This window comes from Adonisia turfae CCMR0081 (genome assembly GCF_011009555.1).
Lineage (GTDB): Bacteria > Cyanobacteriota > Cyanobacteriia > Phormidesmidales > Phormidesmidaceae > Leptothoe > Leptothoe turfae.
Genome location: NZ_QXHD01000004.1, coordinates 938597 through 956642, shown reverse-complemented (window position 1 = coordinate 956642; position 18046 = coordinate 938597). Strand labels below are relative to the sequence as shown.

Genomic DNA, 18046 nt, shown 5'->3' with positions numbered 1-18046 from the left:
GGTGCTCACCTGCACCTACTCACCTTCTGTAGACTCTCTTCTTCCCATGGCTCTCCCCCCCAGCCTGTTGATCCGTACTGCCAAAACGATCTGGACCACACTTTGGCGCACTATGATGTCCCAAATGGCCCCGAGCGATCAAGGAGGGGCCTATCAGCGACCTAAAAGTGAGTTTTGCGATCGCATTCCATCTGAACACTTTCCACCTGAAGCACAACGTTATCGCCTCATTGTGGGTATGGGGTGTCCTTGGGCCCATCGAACTCTAATTGTTCGCGCCCTTAAAGGGTTAGAAACCGCTATTCCGATTACAGTGGTCTCTCCCTCCGGTAATGAAGGCTGTTGGATATTTGAACAGCCCAGCCAAACAGACTCTTTAGGCTGCCGCACCCTGCCACAGTTTTACGCCAAAGTTAAGGCAGGTTATCAGGGACGTGCTACCGTACCAGCCCTATGGGATAGCCATACAAGCACCCTTGTTAATAACGAAAGTGCCGAGATTATTGAAATCTTGAATAGTGCTTTTAACGCTTGGTCAACCCAGCCTGACCTCGATTTATATCCTGACAAGCTCAAAACAGACATTGACCAATGGAATACTCGCATTTACAACACAGTCAATAATGGAGTTTATCGTTGCGGCTTTGCGCAAACCCAAACCGCTTATGCAAGCGCCTGCAATGAATTATTTGATACCTTAGATACTATTGACCAAACTCTAGCCCATCAGCGCTATCTCTGCGGTCATCAGTTAACGCTAGCTGACGTGCGCTTGTTCACTACCTTAATTCGCTTTGATATTGCCTACTATTGTCTATTTAAATGCAATCGCCATCGTATCGCCGAGTATGAACATCTCAGCGGTTATGTACGGGATATTTACCAACTTCCTGACATCGCTGCCACATGCGATATCAACGCCATTAAACGAGACTACTTCGGCAATCTATTTCCTCTAAACCCAGGGGGCATCATCCCCCTAGGACCAGACTTAGAAAACTTGAACGCTCCCCATGGACGAGGGAATTAGCACCTAATCCTTCTCGATGTAGCGTCTGACTGAATTTAGATCAATGTAGCGATCGGTTGCATTACGTAATTCTCGAGCAATCATACCTTCAGTCGACACTACCGTAATGTGAGTATTTTTAGAGCGCAGCAATTCAATCGCCCGCTCAAAATCACCATCGCCACTGAACAAAACAACTCGATCATATTGAGCCGCTGTATTGAACATGTCAACGACGATTTCAATATCTAGATTAGCTTTTTGGGAATAACGCCCAGAATTATCGTCATAATATTCTTTCAAGATTTTTGTACGCACCGTGTAGCCAAGACTAATGAGGGCATCACGAAAGCCACGCTGGTCTTGAGGATCTTTGAGACCTGTATACCAAAAAGCATTGATTAACGTAGACGGAACTGTTTCATGGGTAAAGTACTCAAGGACACGCTTAGGGTCAAAAAACCAGCCATTCTTCTGCTGGGCATAAAACATATTATTGCCATCTACAAATATAGAAAGTCGACTTAACGGTTGCGTATGCATAGAAGTAAAAACAATAACAATAACTGGAAACTAAATAGCTATAACCGAAGGTAAATAGTCGGCTCAACCACTTAGTAATAGTCCAGAAACAAATATAGAAAAGCAACTATACGGTTGGACTCAACTGTCCGTGATCTGTACGTAAGCCTTAACGTCAGGAAAGATACAGAATATAGCCCAATAGTAGGTAATTAAAACCAACTTATGTAGAGCTTGAAGGTGACGATATATAAATAATCAAAACTGTAGATGGACTTGATTGATGCAACTTTAATTGACTAGACGTTTTTTACTTGCCTCATATGTAGAACACTTATAAAAATTCATAGAGCTTTATATCCATACCTTTTCAATTAGAATGCGCAATTTCAGCACATAAATAATCATCGCTGTATGGAACTATTTACGGCAAACAATGACAATCATCTAAAAACGCTCTAATACTTAGATAAGTCATGGCTTGAGCTAAATCTTTAACCTCGTTTTAAAGGGTCAAGTTACTACTATAAGGCAGATTTGACTATCATGCGGGGCAACCCAGAATTCCTCTAACTTTCAGCAAATCCTACTAGTGACACAGACCTACCCTTTAAAACATTCACGTCAGTACAAGAAAAATCGCTAGTACTCTCAGTCAGAATAGACTACTAGCAATAGCTTCAAGCTATTATGGTTCTAGATTGTTCGATGACCGTAATACTATCCCACAGTTTATGTAATTTTATACACCATGATTTATAAATACTGAAATTATTCAGATTGAACTACCTCTAAAGGTAGTCCCTAGTTTCATTCAGGTTGCATCATCTACTGCTTTGATTTGTACCGTGTCTAAATACCCACATTTATACGAATGAAACAAGATGGGGCAGATATCACAGCTACGCTGACATCTCAGGATCGTCTGCGTCAATTTATACCTACCATCAATTTTGCACAGCGATGGCGTGCTTGCATAAATGGCCTATTGATTGGGACAACTGCACTAGTGACTGGGCTAAGTCCTGGATTTGTTCGTTCATTAGAGCATCAGGGGCAGGCATTGATGTGGGAATTACGAGGTGAGATCGCAGCCCCAGATGACATCATTATCTTAGCTATAGATGAAGAATCTTTATCCCAAGGGCAACATTTTTTAGATCAGCCTGAAGCATATCCAGAATTAGCAGCCATAGGTTCATGGCCGTGGCCACGGGCGACCTATGCTTCAGCAATAGACAAAATTTTAAACGCTGGCGCAAAATCTATTGCTTTAGATATTGTCTTCGCATTACCCAGCAGCTATGGTCCTGAAGATGACAAAGCCTTTGCTGAAGTTCTAGCTGATAAGGGGTCACAGGTAGTGTTGGCTGCAGAGTATGGTGATATCGATCTGCGGCAAGGCTCATTACTACAACCAACGTTACCCTTGCCAGACTTTCGAGAAATGCCAGTTCAAGTTGGTGCAATTAACTTTATCTTGGAACCTAACGGCAAGATTCATCGTCTCAGCCGTGAATTTCTTAAAACACTTCAGGTCGTCGAAGCAGAACTCTTAGGTGAAGATTTAGTTCTAGAAAGTAGCTCAGACCCTTCAGTTTTAAGCTTTGCCGAAGCTACCTTAAAGGCATCTCAAGTTGACTATACCAACAGTAGTGGCGATCACATTTTCTTTCATGGTCCGGCAAAAACCTTCCAACATATTCCTTTTTGGTATCTGTTAGATGACGAGCTGTGGAAATCTCAGTTGGATAATGGTCGTTTTTTTGAGGACAAAATTGTTCTCGTAGGCTCTACAGCTTCACTACATCAAGACTTTCATGCAGCTCCTTTTTCTAAAAGTTGGTTACATTCTACGCCTATGGCTGGGGTGGAAATCTTAGCCAACACTGTTGCAACGCTCAGAGATGACCTGGCACTATATTCTCTGGTGCAAAGCCCCCTACCCAGTGCTTTAATTGTGGCTGGCTGGTTAGGAGGAATGGCCATAGTCATTGGTAGAATCTCATCTCGAACACCATTTCGCCGACTGGTGGGAGCTACTGCATCGGGCTTGGCTTGGGGACTCGTAAGTTTTGTTGTCTTTACGACAGGAGGCATTTTTGTTCCCATTGCCATGCCAATTTTAAGTGTATTGGGATTTGCCATGGCTGACTTTGCCATTGGCTTCTTTAGTGAGCAGCTACAGAAAAAGACATTACGTAGCACCTTGGCACGTTATGTAACGTCCCCTATTGTTCAAGAAATTATTAGTCAACAAGATGACTTTAAAGATTTGCTGGCGGCCCATGAGAGTGAGATAATTGGCACTCTCTTAAGCGAACGTTATCGCATCAGTAAGATTTTGGGTTCAGGTGGATTTGGCGACACATATCTTGCAAAAGATATGCAGCGTCCTGGCAATCCTATCTGCGTCGTCAAACAACTAAAAATTGTTAGTGATAATCCCAGAGCTCACCAACTAGCCCAACGTTTGTTTGCATCAGAAGCTACCACCTTAGAAAGGTTAGGTGAACACGATCAAATCCCACGCCTGTTAGCGTATTTTGAATCTAATTATTCCTTCTATCTAGTTCAAGAAATGATTGAAGGGACATTACTCAAAGATAAGCTCAATCCACAGCGGCCAATGTCACAGCGCTCAGCCGCCCAGTTTTTACTGGATTTATTGCCAGTTATTCAAACAGTCCATGCCCAGGGCGTTATTCATCGTGACATCAAACCATCCAATATCATCTCTCGTAATAACGATCAGCGGTATGTTCTAATTGATTTTGGCGCTGTCAAACAAATTTCTAATCGTCTCACGGATACCAATGCTCGCATCACTTCAACTGTTGGCATTGGTACTCAAGGCTATATGCCCAGCGAACAATCGGCTGGTTTACCAAATTTTAGTAGCGATCTCTATGCTCTGGGAGTAACAACGATAGAGGCCCTCACAGGGTTACCCCCCCATGCACTTCAGCGCGATTCTCACGGAGAAATTATCTGGACCGATAAAGTCCCAGGCTTAGATCCTGGTCTGGCTAACGTTATCGATAAGATGGTGCGATATGACTTTAACCAAAGATACGCAACAGCTCAAGCTGTTCTTAAGGATATCCGAAAATTAAAGCTAGAGTTTTTATCAGAAGCAGCCCCTGAGAAAGAAATTCCTGCTCAAAGTCTTCCTGAAGATGACGAAGAAGCTAAGCTATCTACGGTCATTTTGCCAACTGATTGGAACCAAAACTATAAGCTACCCAATGCAACTACGGTGCTGGATAAGCAGGATGAGTTAGATGTTGGTTAATTTTATAGCCACACAGAATTACGCCGCTCCATTCCACTCAAGCGCATTATTAAGTAATTAATACTCAAAATTAAAGGCTTTTTCTTAAGAATGCTGAAATAGCGATTTTGTCAGTACGATTCATCCCCATCCATCAGCAATGGCGAAAAAATATTGCAAACTAACAATATCAATTGACAGTTGAGCCATCAATTGAAAAATTAGGCCCCTGCAAGACGTCAGGATCGTTAGCACCAGAGGGTTGTTGCCAGTTAAATTCTTCAGAATCCACAGGTACCCGATCAGGTTCTAAATCAGGTGTTACGACTTCTGGCGGATTAGTGACCACTGGCGTAGTCGGAATTTCAGGCGTAGGCTTGGAAATCGGAGTTGAGGGCACCTCAGGCTGTGTCGGTGTTGAGACAATTGTGGGCACTTCGGGTTGCGTTGGCGTCGTTGGTACCGTTGGAGTAGAAGGTACCTCAGGCTGTGTCGGTGTTGAGACAATTGTGGGCACTTCGGGTTGCGTTGGCGTTACCGTTGTTGGCACCTCCGGAGTCGCAGGAGATGACACACCTACAGTAGGCCCCCCCGATGAGATACCCCTATTTGTATTATTGAAGGCCTCTCTTACAATGGCACTAGTTACAGTTGTGTCAACTTCTCTTGGCACCTCAGTGACCGTCACCGTAGCAGGATCCTCTGATTGAGAAGTTGCAACTTGCCCACTTGTGCCGTGGAAGGCAGCAGCAGGTGAAGATGCGAACGGTGGGAAATCAACAAAAAAATCGTCTCCTGCGGTTTCATTTAGCTCATCATGAAAAGCATTGACGACTGGCGCAATAAAACCAGGGTTCTCAACTATTTCTTCCACTAAACCCTGATTATCAAAATCTCCTTGAAGTTCTAGAGCATCCTGAATCTCTTGCCAGACTTCCTGAAGCTCCAAAGGCAAATTGGCAGGAGGAGTAGAACTATCAAGTTGCAACCCCTCTACTAACCCACTTGTCTCGTAAAAAGTTTTTAAATCAAATTGGTGCCGCTGGGTGATGACATCACCCTCAATGACCACCATTTCTCCTGCATAAATAGGCTGCTGTTGAAAGCCGCTTCCACTGTAAGCAACCATGGGACCAGCAGGATTATTAGTTAGAGCTCCAACTAAAGTTACAGGAGATGGACAGTGGCCTTCAGATGACAGTTCTGCTAGACAACGCACACGAACAAATAAAGCAGAGCCCTGAATCCCGGTAACTGCATTGGGCGTTTGTATAGTGGTGCGACCACGACCGGGCGGAATCAACAATAGGACAGTCCCATTAGACAACTGAAAATTACGGGTATTGGGAGTGAATCGAAAGGTAGCTTGCTCGCCAACCCGCGCCAGAGAACCATCGTTGAAACTTAGCTCAGCTCGCGATGATGCAGCTGTACGAAGAGCATCACCCACACCCATAACGTCCGCAACTCTTGCACGTCGGGCATTACGATTATTAGGAATAAGGTGTACCCGGTTACGCAATCTCTCAACCTTAGCCCAAGTAAGAGTGGACTGAGCTAAAGCGGCGCTTGGCAGCCCAAAAATTAGAGCAGCACCCAGTAAAAGCGAATACCAGCGAGCAGAAACTTTGCACATAGTGAAGCAAGGGCTAATGGGCAGAAGTACTGGGCAAATACACCGGGCAGAAGCTTTTCCTCTGCTCCATTAGTAATAGTACCTAACTTTCCAGCATCATGGCCATAGTGTATTCATACTTTCTTTAAATTGCTACCCAAATTTTGTAATTTACCTGGTCTTTATCCTGATTGTTCGGTATTTTTTTGAGTCTGGGAAGAATGCTTTAAGTATTTAGACAGACGACATCAATCCATAGTGGTAGTTCTTGTGAACTATAGTTACAAATGCTGCGCTTTTCTGGGGATATCAAGACTCAGCTCAGTCTTTCATGTTGGGAAAATTAATTAGATATACAGATAGGTTAATTAGTATTGATGGAAAATTAGTTGATGATGAGGCTGTTTTCTGGGCCATTGGCGAGCATACAGTTTTTGGCAGTGTGCCTAGGAAGTTGGGGAGGACTGAGCCATCAAGCGGATGCTCAGTCGTCACTTCCATTAAAAAGAGTCATTGATAGGCGACCAGCAGCTACAGAGCTACTTGAAACAACGGGTACACCTGTGCCTTTAACAGAGCCATTCACCTATCTAGAGCATAAGCAATTCTTGACCGCCAGGAAGAATGTTACGGGTGTTAGCTTTCCGTCAAAGCTATTAGAGCAGTCTTCCGAAATATCTTTTGAGGATAGCGACAACGATCGCAATATTGGTAGCGTCAGCCTGGAGATTGCAGAGGATGAAGAACTCGGCACTGAAGATGAATCACAAACTGACGAAGATGAAGATGAAAGAAACGGAGCAATTGATGATGAGCTAGGTATTTTACGGGTGCGATCGCAACCCATTGGCATTGATAGTGAGCTAGGGATCCTGCGCATTCGCCCCACTGAAGATGTGCCCCTGGAAGTAGAGCCAGAACCTACACGGCAAACAACCGTCTTTCTAACAGGTCGAGCTAACGTCTACGGAGGCAACAACCTCTTCCGCACTCCCAACCCCATTGACGATCGCATTTATCAAACAGGAATCGGTGTTTTCGCATTTCCACGCATTGCAGACGGCACTAATTTGTTGCTCAGCGCCGAAGCCAATCTAGCTCGCTATGAAGACCTATCTATCGTCGATTACAACGAATTACAGTTTCAAGCAGGCATTCGTCAGCGTTTAGGGCAAAGCAGCTATGGACAGCTGAATTGGCGTTATCAGGATCTCAGCACCCCTGGTAGCGACTCATTTTTTCAGGCCAACTATGTCGAGTTGCTGCTTAGTCGGCGTGACATTCTCAATAACCGCACCTGGTTAGACACTTACTATCAGGCTCGTTTGAGCATTAGCGATCCAAAAGCATTCAGTCGCTTCACTCAGATCGCCACTGGCTCTATCAACTACGGTTTTGATCCTCAAACTCGCGTAAGCTTCTTATATCAGCTGTTTCTCGATGACTACACAGAAATAGAGCGCCACGATACCTATCATCAGATCCTGGCTCAGTTTAGCCACGACCTATCAAGTACAACTCGATTGAGCTTATTCACTGGATTTCGATTTGGTCGATCTTCTCTGTCGAATGTCGACTTTGATGACATTATTTACGGTGCAAGTATTAACGTCAATGTGCCTCTTTTTTAAAGGGACGCAGCTGAGAGATGCGGTTCAACAGCGGCAGCAAGCTGTTCTAGCATGACTTGGGTTGTTTCAAAATCAACACAGGCATCAGTAATGCTTTGACCATAGACGAGGTCATCTAAATTTTCAGGAATTGATTGACGGCCAGCTTTAATGTGGCTTTCTATCATTACCCCAAGAATATGGCGAGAACCGGTTTTGAGCTGGTCTGCTAAACTTTCGAGAACCACAGACTGCTGTTGGTGTTGCTTGTTAGCATTGGCATGACTACAGTCCACCATCAAGCGGGGATTGAGGCCTGCTTTGGAGAGCTGCTGCACAGCCTGTTGAACATTTTGCTCATCATAATTAGGTCCATTCTTGCCACCCCGTAACACCAAATGACCATCGGGATTACCTGTGGTTGCTACGATGCTGGCAAGGCCGCTGTGGTTGATCCCCAGAAAATGGTGAGCGCGACTGGCTGCCATCATGGCGTTGGTCGCAGCCTGCAAACTACCATCAGTATTGTTTTTAAAACCAATGGGCATGGATAACCCCGACGCCATTTCGCGATGGGTTTGGCTTTCGGTAGTACGAGCGCCAATGGCTGTCCAAGAAATGACATCAGCAATATATTGAGGCGTGATTGGATCTAATAGCTCGGTTGCCGCTGGCAACCCCATCTCCGCAAGATCAATCAACAACTGACGGGCCAGGCGCAACCCCCGGTTGATGTCATAGCTGCCATCCAAGTGGGGGTCATTGATCAGCCCTTTCCAACCAATGTTGGTGCGAGGCTTTTCAAAGTAGACTCGCATCACAATTTCAAGCTGACCTGCTAGAGCTTCCCGTAGTTTCACTAACCGGCGGCCATAATCATGGGCAGCATCTACATCATGCACAGAGCAAGGCCCCACAATGACAAGTAGGCGACGATCTTCGTTGTAGAGAATATTGCGGATGCGATCGCGAGTTTGGGCGACCAGAGCCGCAGCCGATTGAGTTAAAGGCAGCTCCGCATGGAGCAGAGCGGGACTGATCAGTGGTCGAGTCTCAACTACGTGTAAATCTTGCGTTTGATACATAACCAGGAAAAATCGCGATGTAAAGCTAGCAAAACAGCCAGTCCCACACAGGATTACATTGGGGACGACCTAGGATACCGCAGCTTGTATCTATTGTGACAGGTCTTGAACGTAACGCGTGTGACCTGAAGGATTAGTTAGGAGTTTAAACGTTGGGAAAAGTCTGCCCAACTAATCTGCCGTTCTAGATAATTTGGACAGTCAGGTTGATAGGGACTCGCCAACCGGTCAATCGTAGTAATGACAGCATCATCAGGTAACACTGGCACATCTGGGTCTGCGGCAGTTGGTCGCATCAGAGAGCTAGAAAAGCCTCGAAAGACAAGAATTTCATCTATTTCTCCATCGATCTCAACAGTCACCAATAAAACCTCTTGGAGGTTTTGCAACGTATATTGCTCAAGTTGTTTCTCAATTGAAATAGCCATGATCTACTGGTTGAGTGCTGACCGTCCTTGACGTCCCAACTTTACAAAAATAAAGTAGCTCAGGGTTAGCAGGTAAATGACTAACGCTAAAATTGCCCAGAATCCCAGGAATCCAGGGGTAAAGCCAGTATGAAAGGATTGCCTAAATAACTTGGGAGCCTCCAACCAAACTTGGCAACTTTCAGCGGCAAAAGCAACACGAGAAAAACTACACCGCAAAAAGGGTAGCTGGAAAAGCAAACCTAAACCGCAGTAGAACGTTAGCGCCCAGCGCCAAGATGTAAACACAAGTTTTAACCCAGAGAAGGGTTGCTCTCGAAGTTCTTCATTGAGATCGGCCCAGAACCACAAAGATACGGGCATCATGACCCTCGCCATGACAGCAGTCAAAAAGCTGAAGGGTAACCCTGCAATCATCAGATAAACGGTAATTGCCAGCAGGCTAGAGACTTTCCAATAGATCACTAACAGCTGCTGAATCACTTCCGCTCGGCCAATGAGTCCCCATACTAAAAGGAGTAAGGGGAATAAAACCGTGAATATTACGGCCAGGCGATAGTCCATCCAAACCAATGACTGTAGGAGTTCAGAACTCGGCATAGAAATTATGGCGTGCTATCAAAACGCTCTCTAGGTTAACACCGTTGGGCCGCGAGAATAGAGAGCCATCCCCCTCTTCTAGCACTATTAAGGCCGAGCTCCTTTTATGGGAGCTCGGCCTAATGTACCCAATCAGACTAATCATTCAGCTCTACGGCATTAAATTATCAGTCTTACAAGAATCACAGCCTGTGCTTAGTCCTCATATATGCGGCACTCATCTGCCTCAGGGTTTTCATCGCAGTAGGTTTCAAAATTGGTCTTTGGCTTCTCAGATTCACGCTGGTGAGAGGCTTCAGCTTGAAGTTCTTCCACAGCATCCCAAGCAGCTGCACATGCATCAGAACCGCTACCGTCAGTGGTGCAGACATCTCGAGCTGCTTTGATTTCTTCAGAGATCTTTTCTTGAATATCGCTCATAGCTTTTAATTATCTACCTTTACTTTCAACGAAGTATTTGATTTGAAAGTGTGCTTATAGCAGTTGCCAGTGGCCTGCTTAGAGTTCCCCACTGAGAACAGCATTGCATGGAGGTGGTTTACCCTTCTATGTTAGCTTCGGTTTTTTCAAACTCGTTGTATCTAAAGAAGCATTTTGCAATTAATGGAACTGCTCCAGCAGCAAGGTATGCTTTAAAGCCGCAGATATACCTAACACCTGGGTAAGGTTAGCTTGTAAAGCCTAGCTTTATAGCCACATTATGTAGAATCTTGTAGCCAAGACAGTCTAAGTCCATCGGATGAAGGCATCAATAGAGTCGTTGCTCCCCTCTGGAATTTAACTTAACGGCAATAGGCTGGAAGCTAGACTATTAACATCTTGATTTATTTTTGAGAGTATTGAGTTTGCCATCATCGCCACCAAACGCTATGAAATGGGCTAGTGCCGTCTCTACCCATCCTTCACTGGAATTAGCACTGCGGGAGGTGATTGAGCGGGTATTAACCCAGCTAGAAATGGCACCTAACTTAGCCATTATCTTTATTTCATCAGCCTTTGCTAGTGAATATTCCCGTGTATTGCCTTTACTCAAAGGTCCTCTGGGTGGTGCCCACATCGTTGGCTGCAGTGGCGGCGGAGTGATTGGCAGAAGTAATACAGGTGAGTTAGTTGAAGTCGAAGAAACCGCAGGAATCAGTCTAACCGTTGCCTATCTTCCCGATGTCAACATCCAGGGATTTCATTTGTCAATTGATGAACTCCCTGATTTAGATAGTCCTCCTAGCGAATGGACTGAAATCATTGGCGTGTCACCGGCAGAGAAACCTCACTTTTTATTAATGGCCGATCCCTTTGCATCAGGAATGAATGACCTTCTACAAGGGTTAGATTTTGCCTATCCAGAATCAGTCAAGGTGGGAGGACTCGCAGGCATCGAAAGTATTAGCCGTAGCTGTGGACTCTTCTGCGGGCAACAGCTCTATCGCCAAGGCGTCGTGGGGGTAGCCCTGTCGGGCAACATCGTCATTGATGCCATTGTCGCCCAGGGATGCCGTCCCATAGGTCCCACCTTTCGCGTAGTCGAAGGGGACCGCAATGTCGTGACGAAAGTAGCAGCTCAAGCCTCCCAAAATGAAGCTGATACCCAAACGCCCTTGGAAGCACTCCAGGAATTGTTCCAGGATTTAGATGAAACTGATCGACAACTGGCTCAAGAATCATTATTTATTGGTCTTGCGCAAAGTAGCTTTAAACAAGCCTTAGGACAGGGTGATTTTCTTATTCGCAACCTGGTGGGAGTAGACCCAAAAGTGGGTGCCATTGCCATTGCCGATCGAATTCGTCCAGGTCAGAGAATTCAGTTCCATCTGCGAGATGCTCACACGGCTAAAGACGACTTGGTAGCACTGCTGAAAACCTACCGATTGGAAAATCAAGCACGATCTGCTCCGTCGGGCGCATTGCTGTTTGCCTGCAATGGACGAGGTACCAGTCTATTTGATACGCCTAACTGTGACACAAAACAGTTTAGTAGCCAGCTGGGACCAGTGCCGCTGGGAGGTTTTTTTTGTAGTGGCGAAATTGGTCCCGTTGGAAATACAACGTTTCTCCACGGTTTTACTTCAGTATTTGGGATTTGCCGAGAATTGGACAAGTAAGTTTTTACTGGCTAACTCCAGACAGTTTCTCATGACGTATGCTCACACTTACTTATCAGGATTAGAAGATAGCTCAGTCACAGTTGCAGCAATTTCCCATAAGGTCCCCTGGGGTAAGGTCTTAATAAATTGCCAGGCCTCTTGTAATTGCTGACGTCCGCAAGCAGTGCCCAACTGACTAAGACTGCTAAACAGTGCGATCGCAATGGCACAGACCAACATTCGACGCATTGGCCATAGGGACCAAGCTCCCCACGCCTGTTGTGATGAGTTAGGCACTTGCAAGGATGGTTGGGATGGTACCGGCGCTGTTCGAATTGCCTGACGCAACATCAACAACCTTTGATACATTTGCTGGGTATTGGGATCGTCCATCAGCCACTGAGCTACAAGCTTCCGCTCTTCAGCAGTGACTTCGTCATCTAGATAGGCACTGAGAAGTTCAAAACGTGCTTCTTCGTCATAACTGTCACGATTAGACGTCCTTTGGTCAGAGGCATCAACCGCAGAAAACTCACGATGTTCGCCACCGGCATGCTTTTGTGAACCATCCAAAGGTTCACAATTACCAGACGAGCCACTTTTATGAGGCTGAGCATGATGAAAGGACATAATTTGGACTCTACTTAATTAGTAACCCTAAACTCTGAAAGCAAATCCCCTAAGAGATATAAGCGTAGCGTCTGTTCCAAAGACCCTCGTCTTTACCCAAGGCGAAAGGAAGGTATTTGAAACCAGACGATCTACATTTGTAAACAGCGTCTTAACTATTGCACTTGAGATATCAGACGTTGGGCATAGCAAAAAGTATCCGGAACGCAAAGACTTTTTTGACGGAATTTAAATCATATTTAAGTAATCCGAACGCGGTCCTTGATAAAACCCACCCTTATTTTGAGCTGAGGCTGAGAGCAGTAGCCGAATAAAATTATTCATCGAATTATGACTCGCTCAATGGTAATCTGAAGACCCCATAAGTTCAATTTTGTGTCCCTTTATACGAGACAGGTACGAAATCTTGACGAACCTCCCCGACAGAGCAGATAAACGGCGTAGGGGGTAAGGGTATACTAGGTTTTAGCCGTTTGCTTATCCAACCATGCAGCACTTGGCCAAAGTTTGCCACACCACGTCTGAGGGCGCGCCTGTCTTACAATTTCTGGCGCGTCAGCTCGAAGACTATCTTTGGGAATTATCTATCGGTGATCAAGAAGTCGTATCTACTCTACCTGTAACTTTTAATGAAGGCACCCTAGTTTTAGTGGAGCTAGATGCGTCAAATCAAGTGGTTGATATCCAGGAAGCAACGGACTGGATTTTAGATTTAGTGTCTCAATTTTTGACCCAGGGGGTGACCCCACAGTTTTTCCATCAAGAAGTTGAGCGGGCCGAACAGTGGCGTCAGTCTCTAACGTTGCAGAGCCAGGAAATTCGTCGTCGAGCTTTAGAGACTGCTGCTCGACGCGACGAAATTCAAGCATTAGAAAAAAAACTCAGGCTGGAACAGGAAGAAATCGAGCGACAGAACGAAACTCAATCAACACAGTAGAGGTGCAGTCGCTATAGAGCGACAGAACGAAACTCAATCAACACAATAGGGGAGCCGTCGCTGTTGCATGCTTACTCGAATCAGGCCTTAGCTTTACCTAATACGCCAAATTTTATGCCGACTTTTGGGCGGATAAAAGAGGCGCACTGACAGAAACCGACTGCGGTTGAGTCGTCGTTTGCAGAAAAATACCGCGAAGTAGCCTAGCAGCCGCACGCTGTGCTAGATTTCGAGCCACGCGCTGCCCCATCTGACGAGTCTCTGGTTTAGAAAGGACTTGAGGCACTAGTTTGACGACAGTGCCACCACTCACCCCCTTAGTTTCTCCCAAAAGACCTACGATACGGCTGATATGCTCCCAATCTTTGGAAGATGGACCGACAGCAACAGTGGGTTTAGTAGGCTCACTCTTGACTGCGATTTGCAGACGTTGGACTAAGCTATGGCCAAACTGATCAAGACTTTTAGCCAACTCATCCGCAAGATAGTCACGAATGTGATCGCCACGCTCTGAGAACAAATAGTCAATGGTTTGCTGTAAAACCTTTTCCAAGTCGTAGTCCTGACTCGAACGAGCATTGCGCAAAAGATTTTCCAGACGGTTCCAACGGAAATCACCATCCTTAAACAAAAGCTCTTGCAGGGATCGACGTAATTCTGGAGAGGGATCAGTCAGCAACCGCTTAGCCACATAGGGATAGGCCTTACTCAGCACCTTAAAGTTAGGATCAACGCTAATAGCGATACCATCCAGGGTGACAAGGGAACGAATAATCAGGGCGTAATAGGCAGGCACCCGAAATGGATATTCATACATCAGGGCTGAAAACTCATCCGTGATGCTTTTGAGGTTAAGCTCTGCCACTGAAGCACCTAAAGCATTGTTAAAAACAGTGGCCAATGCCGGAATAATAGGATTTAAGTCAGTTTCAGGCGTAAGAAATTCTAATTTGACGTAATCGTGAGCTAAACCATCAAAATCGCGATTTACCATATGAACAATCGCTTCAATCAAACCGTAGCGCTGATACTCCTCTACGGTACACATCATGCCAAAGTCGAGATAGGCCAATTTGCCATTGTCGGTTACGAGTAAATTGCCAGGGTGAGGATCAGCATGGAAAAACCCATGTTCCAACAGCTGCCTGAGGGAACATTGCACTCCAATTTCAACAATTTCAGTCGCCTTTAGTCCCTTAGATTCAAGTGCCTGGGGTTCGGTCAGTTTAGTGCCATTAATCCACTCCATGGTCAGCACTCGACGAGCCGTCAGCTCAGTGTAAATCTTCGGCACAATGATGTCAGGCATATAGCCATAGAGGGCCTCAAACAGCTGGGCATTTTCTCCTTCATGGTTATAGTCCATCTCCTCAAAGATGCGGGTGCCAAACTCATCCATGATGCTGACTAAGTCACTGCGCACCACACTCAAGTTATTACACGCCCACTGTGCTAATCGTCGTAACAGGTAAATATCACGGGTAATTTGGGCAGTCAGCCCTGGCCGCTGCACCTTAATGGCCACATATTCACCCGTTTGCAATTTACCTTTATAGACTTGTCCCAGGGAAGCCGCAGCGACTGGATTTGGTGAGATCTCACCATAGATAATGGATGGGTCCTGGCCCAGATCTTCTCGAATCAGACGAAAGGCAATTTCGTTTGAAAAAGGAGGAATCTGATCTTGCAACTTGACTAGTTCCTCCATAAAAGCAGGAGGCACCAAATCAGGCCGTGTGGATAGGGCCTGGCCAATTTTGATGTAGGCAGGCCCTAGTTTAGTCAACGCTTCCCTAAGCTGGACAGCACGTTTAACTTCATTCTTAGCTTGACCGCCAGTTTGCTTATCCCAAAGAGCGGCAAGACCCAATCCAAGAAATGTCCAAACGAGCTCTAGCAATCGCAGAATAATTTGGAATGGTCGAGAGCGATAGTAACGTTCAATCTCAACCGGATCATAAGTGAGCAGCTCATCTAAAGATCGTACTGGCGACACCATAGGATCATTCAGGCTAGAGGACATTGACGCAGCACGCATAGGTTATATCTCTATTATCTATAAGCTTTTAAATAAGTGCGATCGCGACTTAGCGATATATCATTTGGCTCAATGAAACTAACACCAAGCCTGGCATACTTGTTAAATATTGTAACAAGTCCCCCCGTCGTTCCTCATCCCCTAGCGTCAATATCAGCATAATTTGCTCGGCAGGAAAGCGACAGTCGAAGAAACCGAAGTTCCTACCCACTACTTTCCTTCAAGCTGCATCAAAATGTCCTTAGCGATCTTCAGTGCCATAATTGTCGCCTAAAAAAGCGTAAGGATTTTATATGTCGGCAGCAACTGGCACTTCACCGATGATTTTCACAGTAAAAAATCCACAGTAAAATTGATTAGCTCGCCGACCGAGCAGTGCCGTTATTTGGCTGTCCCACACTGTGATCTGGTTTAGTCGTCACATCTCTTTATTAACACTTGCATCCAGGAGGCAATGGCCATGCTAACCTCCTTAAAAATCGATAATTTTACCCTGATCGATCAGCTTGAATTATCGCTACAGCCTGGCCTCAATGTACTGACCGGAGAAACAGGAGCCGGTAAATCTATTATTCTCGATGCCATTGATACAGTCCTGGGAGGAAAAGCCAGTGGGCGGTTAGTGCGTACCGGCTCGAAAAAAGCCGTAATCGAAGCTACTTTCCATGCACCTCCTGCCGTAGCCGACTGGCTCACAGCCAACGATATCCCGTTCAACGGCGATGGCTTACGATGTACCCGCGAACTCACTACAGGCAGAGGCAGCGTCCGTAGTCGTAGTCGCCTCAATGACGTTGTCGTCAAAAAGAATCAATTAGAAGAGCTGCGGCGCTTATTAGTAGAAATTACCGCTCAAGGGCAAACAGTTCAGCTCGGGTCTGTAGATGCTCAGCGCAATTGGCTAGATGGCTTTGGCGGTAATCCACAATTACAACAACGCCAGGTAGTGGCCCAAGCTTACACAGCCGCCAGCAATGCACAACAGGCTCTAGACCGTCGTCATCGCGCTGAACAACAACGGCAACAGCAGCTAGATTTATTTGAATATCACGCCCAAGACCTGAGCGGAGCTAACTTGCAAGAACCAGATGAACTAGATCGCTTAAAGCAAGAGCATCAACGCCTGAGCCATAGCGTCGAGCTACAAAAACAAAGCTACGAGGCTTACCAAGTGCTCTATGAAAGTGACGGTAGCTTTGACAGCTGCTCTGACTTACTAGGACGAGTAGAACAGCTACTCAGCTCCATGCAGCGCTTTGATGAAGACGTCACACCCATACTGGATCTCGTCAGCGATGCCCTGGCCCAAGCAGAAGAAGCAGGTCGTCAAATCAATACCTATGGTGAAAATTTAGAGACAGACCCAACTCGTTTAGCTGAGGTTGAAGAACGCATGAGTTATCTCAAGCAGCTATGTCGGAAATATGGGCGTGATTTACCCGAGTTAATTGAGTATTACCAAGAAATTCAAGTGGCTCTAGATGCGCTCAATGGTGACGGGCAAACCATTGAAGCGTTAGAAGCAGCGAATGAACAAGCCCAAACCACATTAGAAGCTGAATGTGCAAAGCTCACCAAACTTCGCAAGAAAGCGGCAAAACGATTGGAATCACAACTGGTTGAGGAACTCAAACCCTTAGCTATGGAGCGGGTCAAGTTCAAAGCCGATTTGAGCCCCCTGGAATCCCCACAACCCCATGGAGCCGATGTGGTTGAATTTCTGTTTAGTCCCAACCCCGGCGAGCCCTTACAACCACTGACAGAAACTGCTTCTGGTGGAGAAATGAGCCGTTTTTTACTAGCTTTCAAAGCCTGTTTTACCAAAGTAGATCCGATTGGCACCCTCATATTTGATGAAATTGACGTAGGTGTTTCAGGACGTGTTGCTCAGACAATTGCAGAAAAGCTTTATCAGTTAAGTCAGAATCGCCAAGTGCTCTGTGTTACTCATCAACCCTTAGTTGCAGCTATGGCTGATGCCCATTTTCATGTTGACAAACAAGTCGTCACAAACGGCAAAAAGAAGACCGATGAGCGAACAGTTGTTAGGGTCACTGGCTTAGATGAAGATGCCCGTCGGGAAGAGCTTGCCCAGTTAGCTGGGGGTCGCTCCCATCAGGAAGGCATTGCATTTGCTGAATCGCTTTTAGCCCAGGCAGCCTCTATCCGTGAAACTTAAGCAAGAGCCACACCCATGGGCAACGGTAACTGACTCAT

At 45.8% G+C, this 18046-nt stretch carries 14 protein-coding genes; 6 read left to right on the top strand and 8 right to left on the bottom strand.

Annotation, left to right across the window (positions count from 1 at the left end; all coding sequences use genetic code 11):
* Positions 1 to 46 precede the first annotated feature (46 nt).
* The gene (locus tag DXZ20_RS08345) at positions 47 to 1030 is read left to right on the top strand and encodes a glutathione S-transferase family protein (protein WP_163697578.1); all 984 of its coding nucleotides are present in this window, start codon (positions 47 to 49) and stop codon (positions 1028 to 1030) included.
* A gap of 3 nt (positions 1031 to 1033) precedes the next feature.
* Here DXZ20_RS08345 and DXZ20_RS08340 read toward each other — a convergent pair whose 3' ends face one another.
* Positions 1034 to 1552 (bottom strand): LabA-like NYN domain-containing protein, encoded by a 519-nt coding sequence (locus DXZ20_RS08340; RefSeq protein ID WP_006516329.1) that lies wholly within the window; start codon positions 1550 to 1552, stop codon positions 1034 to 1036.
* Positions 1553 to 2405: 853 nt separating this feature from the next.
* Between DXZ20_RS08340 and DXZ20_RS08335 the strand changes: the two genes are divergently transcribed.
* Positions 2406 to 4826 (top strand): CHASE2 domain-containing protein, encoded by a 2421-nt coding sequence (locus DXZ20_RS08335; RefSeq protein ID WP_163662623.1) that lies wholly within the window; start codon positions 2406 to 2408, stop codon positions 4824 to 4826.
* A 169-nt stretch (positions 4827 to 4995) separates the two neighbouring features.
* On the opposite strand, the gene DXZ20_RS38175 is transcribed toward DXZ20_RS08335, so the two are convergent.
* A complete protein-coding gene (locus tag DXZ20_RS38175) occupies positions 4996 to 6441 on the bottom strand; it encodes a FecR domain-containing protein (protein ID WP_163697575.1) in 1446 nt (481 codons plus the stop codon).
* 371 nt (positions 6442 to 6812) lie between these two features.
* Between DXZ20_RS38175 and DXZ20_RS08325 the strand changes: the two genes are divergently transcribed.
* On the top strand, positions 6813 to 8051 hold the full coding sequence (locus tag DXZ20_RS08325; protein WP_163662628.1) for a hypothetical protein: 1239 nt from the start codon (positions 6813 to 6815) through the stop codon (positions 8049 to 8051).
* Here DXZ20_RS08325 and DXZ20_RS08320 read toward each other — a convergent pair.
* From DXZ20_RS08320 to DXZ20_RS08305, 4 genes are all read right to left on the bottom strand, one after another.
* Entirely contained in the window at positions 8048 to 9115 is a 1068-nt protein-coding gene (locus DXZ20_RS08320; RefSeq protein ID WP_163662631.1) for a 3-deoxy-7-phosphoheptulonate synthase, read from the bottom strand. The two genes, DXZ20_RS08325 and DXZ20_RS08320, sit on opposite strands and share 4 nt — an antisense overlap.
* 137 nt (positions 9116 to 9252) lie before the next feature.
* Positions 9253 to 9543 carry a DUF7734 family protein gene (locus tag DXZ20_RS08315; RefSeq protein ID WP_006516334.1) on the bottom strand — a complete coding sequence of 97 codons (291 nt, stop codon included), beginning with the start codon at positions 9541 to 9543 and terminating at the stop codon, positions 9253 to 9255.
* A 3-nt stretch (positions 9544 to 9546) separates the two neighbouring features.
* Positions 9547 to 10143: a DUF3177 family protein gene (locus DXZ20_RS08310; RefSeq protein ID WP_163697573.1), complete on the bottom strand. Its 597-nt coding sequence runs from the start codon at positions 10141 to 10143 to the stop codon at positions 9547 to 9549.
* A gap of 195 nt (positions 10144 to 10338) precedes the next feature.
* Positions 10339 to 10563 carry a Calvin cycle protein CP12 gene (locus tag DXZ20_RS08305; protein WP_006516336.1) on the bottom strand — a complete coding sequence of 75 codons (225 nt, stop codon included), beginning with the start codon at positions 10561 to 10563 and terminating at the stop codon, positions 10339 to 10341.
* Between the two features lie 449 nt (positions 10564 to 11012).
* Between DXZ20_RS08305 and DXZ20_RS08300 the strand changes: the two genes are divergently transcribed.
* A complete protein-coding gene (locus DXZ20_RS08300) occupies positions 11013 to 12242 on the top strand; it encodes an FIST signal transduction protein (RefSeq protein ID WP_163697571.1) in 1230 nt (409 codons plus the stop codon).
* Positions 12243 to 12290: 48 nt separating this feature from the next.
* Here DXZ20_RS08300 and DXZ20_RS08295 read toward each other — a convergent pair whose 3' ends face one another.
* Positions 12291 to 12854 (bottom strand): hypothetical protein, encoded by a 564-nt coding sequence (locus DXZ20_RS08295; RefSeq protein ID WP_163697570.1) that lies wholly within the window; start codon positions 12852 to 12854, stop codon positions 12291 to 12293.
* Between the two features lie 487 nt (positions 12855 to 13341).
* Here DXZ20_RS08295 and DXZ20_RS08290 point away from each other — a divergent pair, with 487 nt between their 5' ends.
* Entirely contained in the window at positions 13342 to 13791 is a 450-nt protein-coding gene (locus DXZ20_RS08290) for a hypothetical protein (RefSeq protein ID WP_006516339.1), read from the top strand.
* Positions 13792 to 13903: 112 nt separating this feature from the next.
* Here DXZ20_RS08290 and DXZ20_RS08285 read toward each other — a convergent pair whose 3' ends face one another.
* The gene (locus DXZ20_RS08285) at positions 13904 to 15829 is read right to left on the bottom strand and encodes an ABC1 kinase family protein (RefSeq protein WP_163697568.1); all 1926 of its coding nucleotides are present in this window, start codon (positions 15827 to 15829) and stop codon (positions 13904 to 13906) included.
* 460 nt (positions 15830 to 16289) lie between these two features.
* Here DXZ20_RS08285 and recN point away from each other — a divergent pair, with 460 nt between their 5' ends.
* Positions 16290 to 18008, top strand: a complete 1719-nt coding sequence (gene recN / locus DXZ20_RS08280; RefSeq protein WP_163697558.1) for a DNA repair protein RecN — start codon at positions 16290 to 16292, stop codon at positions 18006 to 18008.
* Positions 18009 to 18046 lie beyond the last annotated feature (38 nt).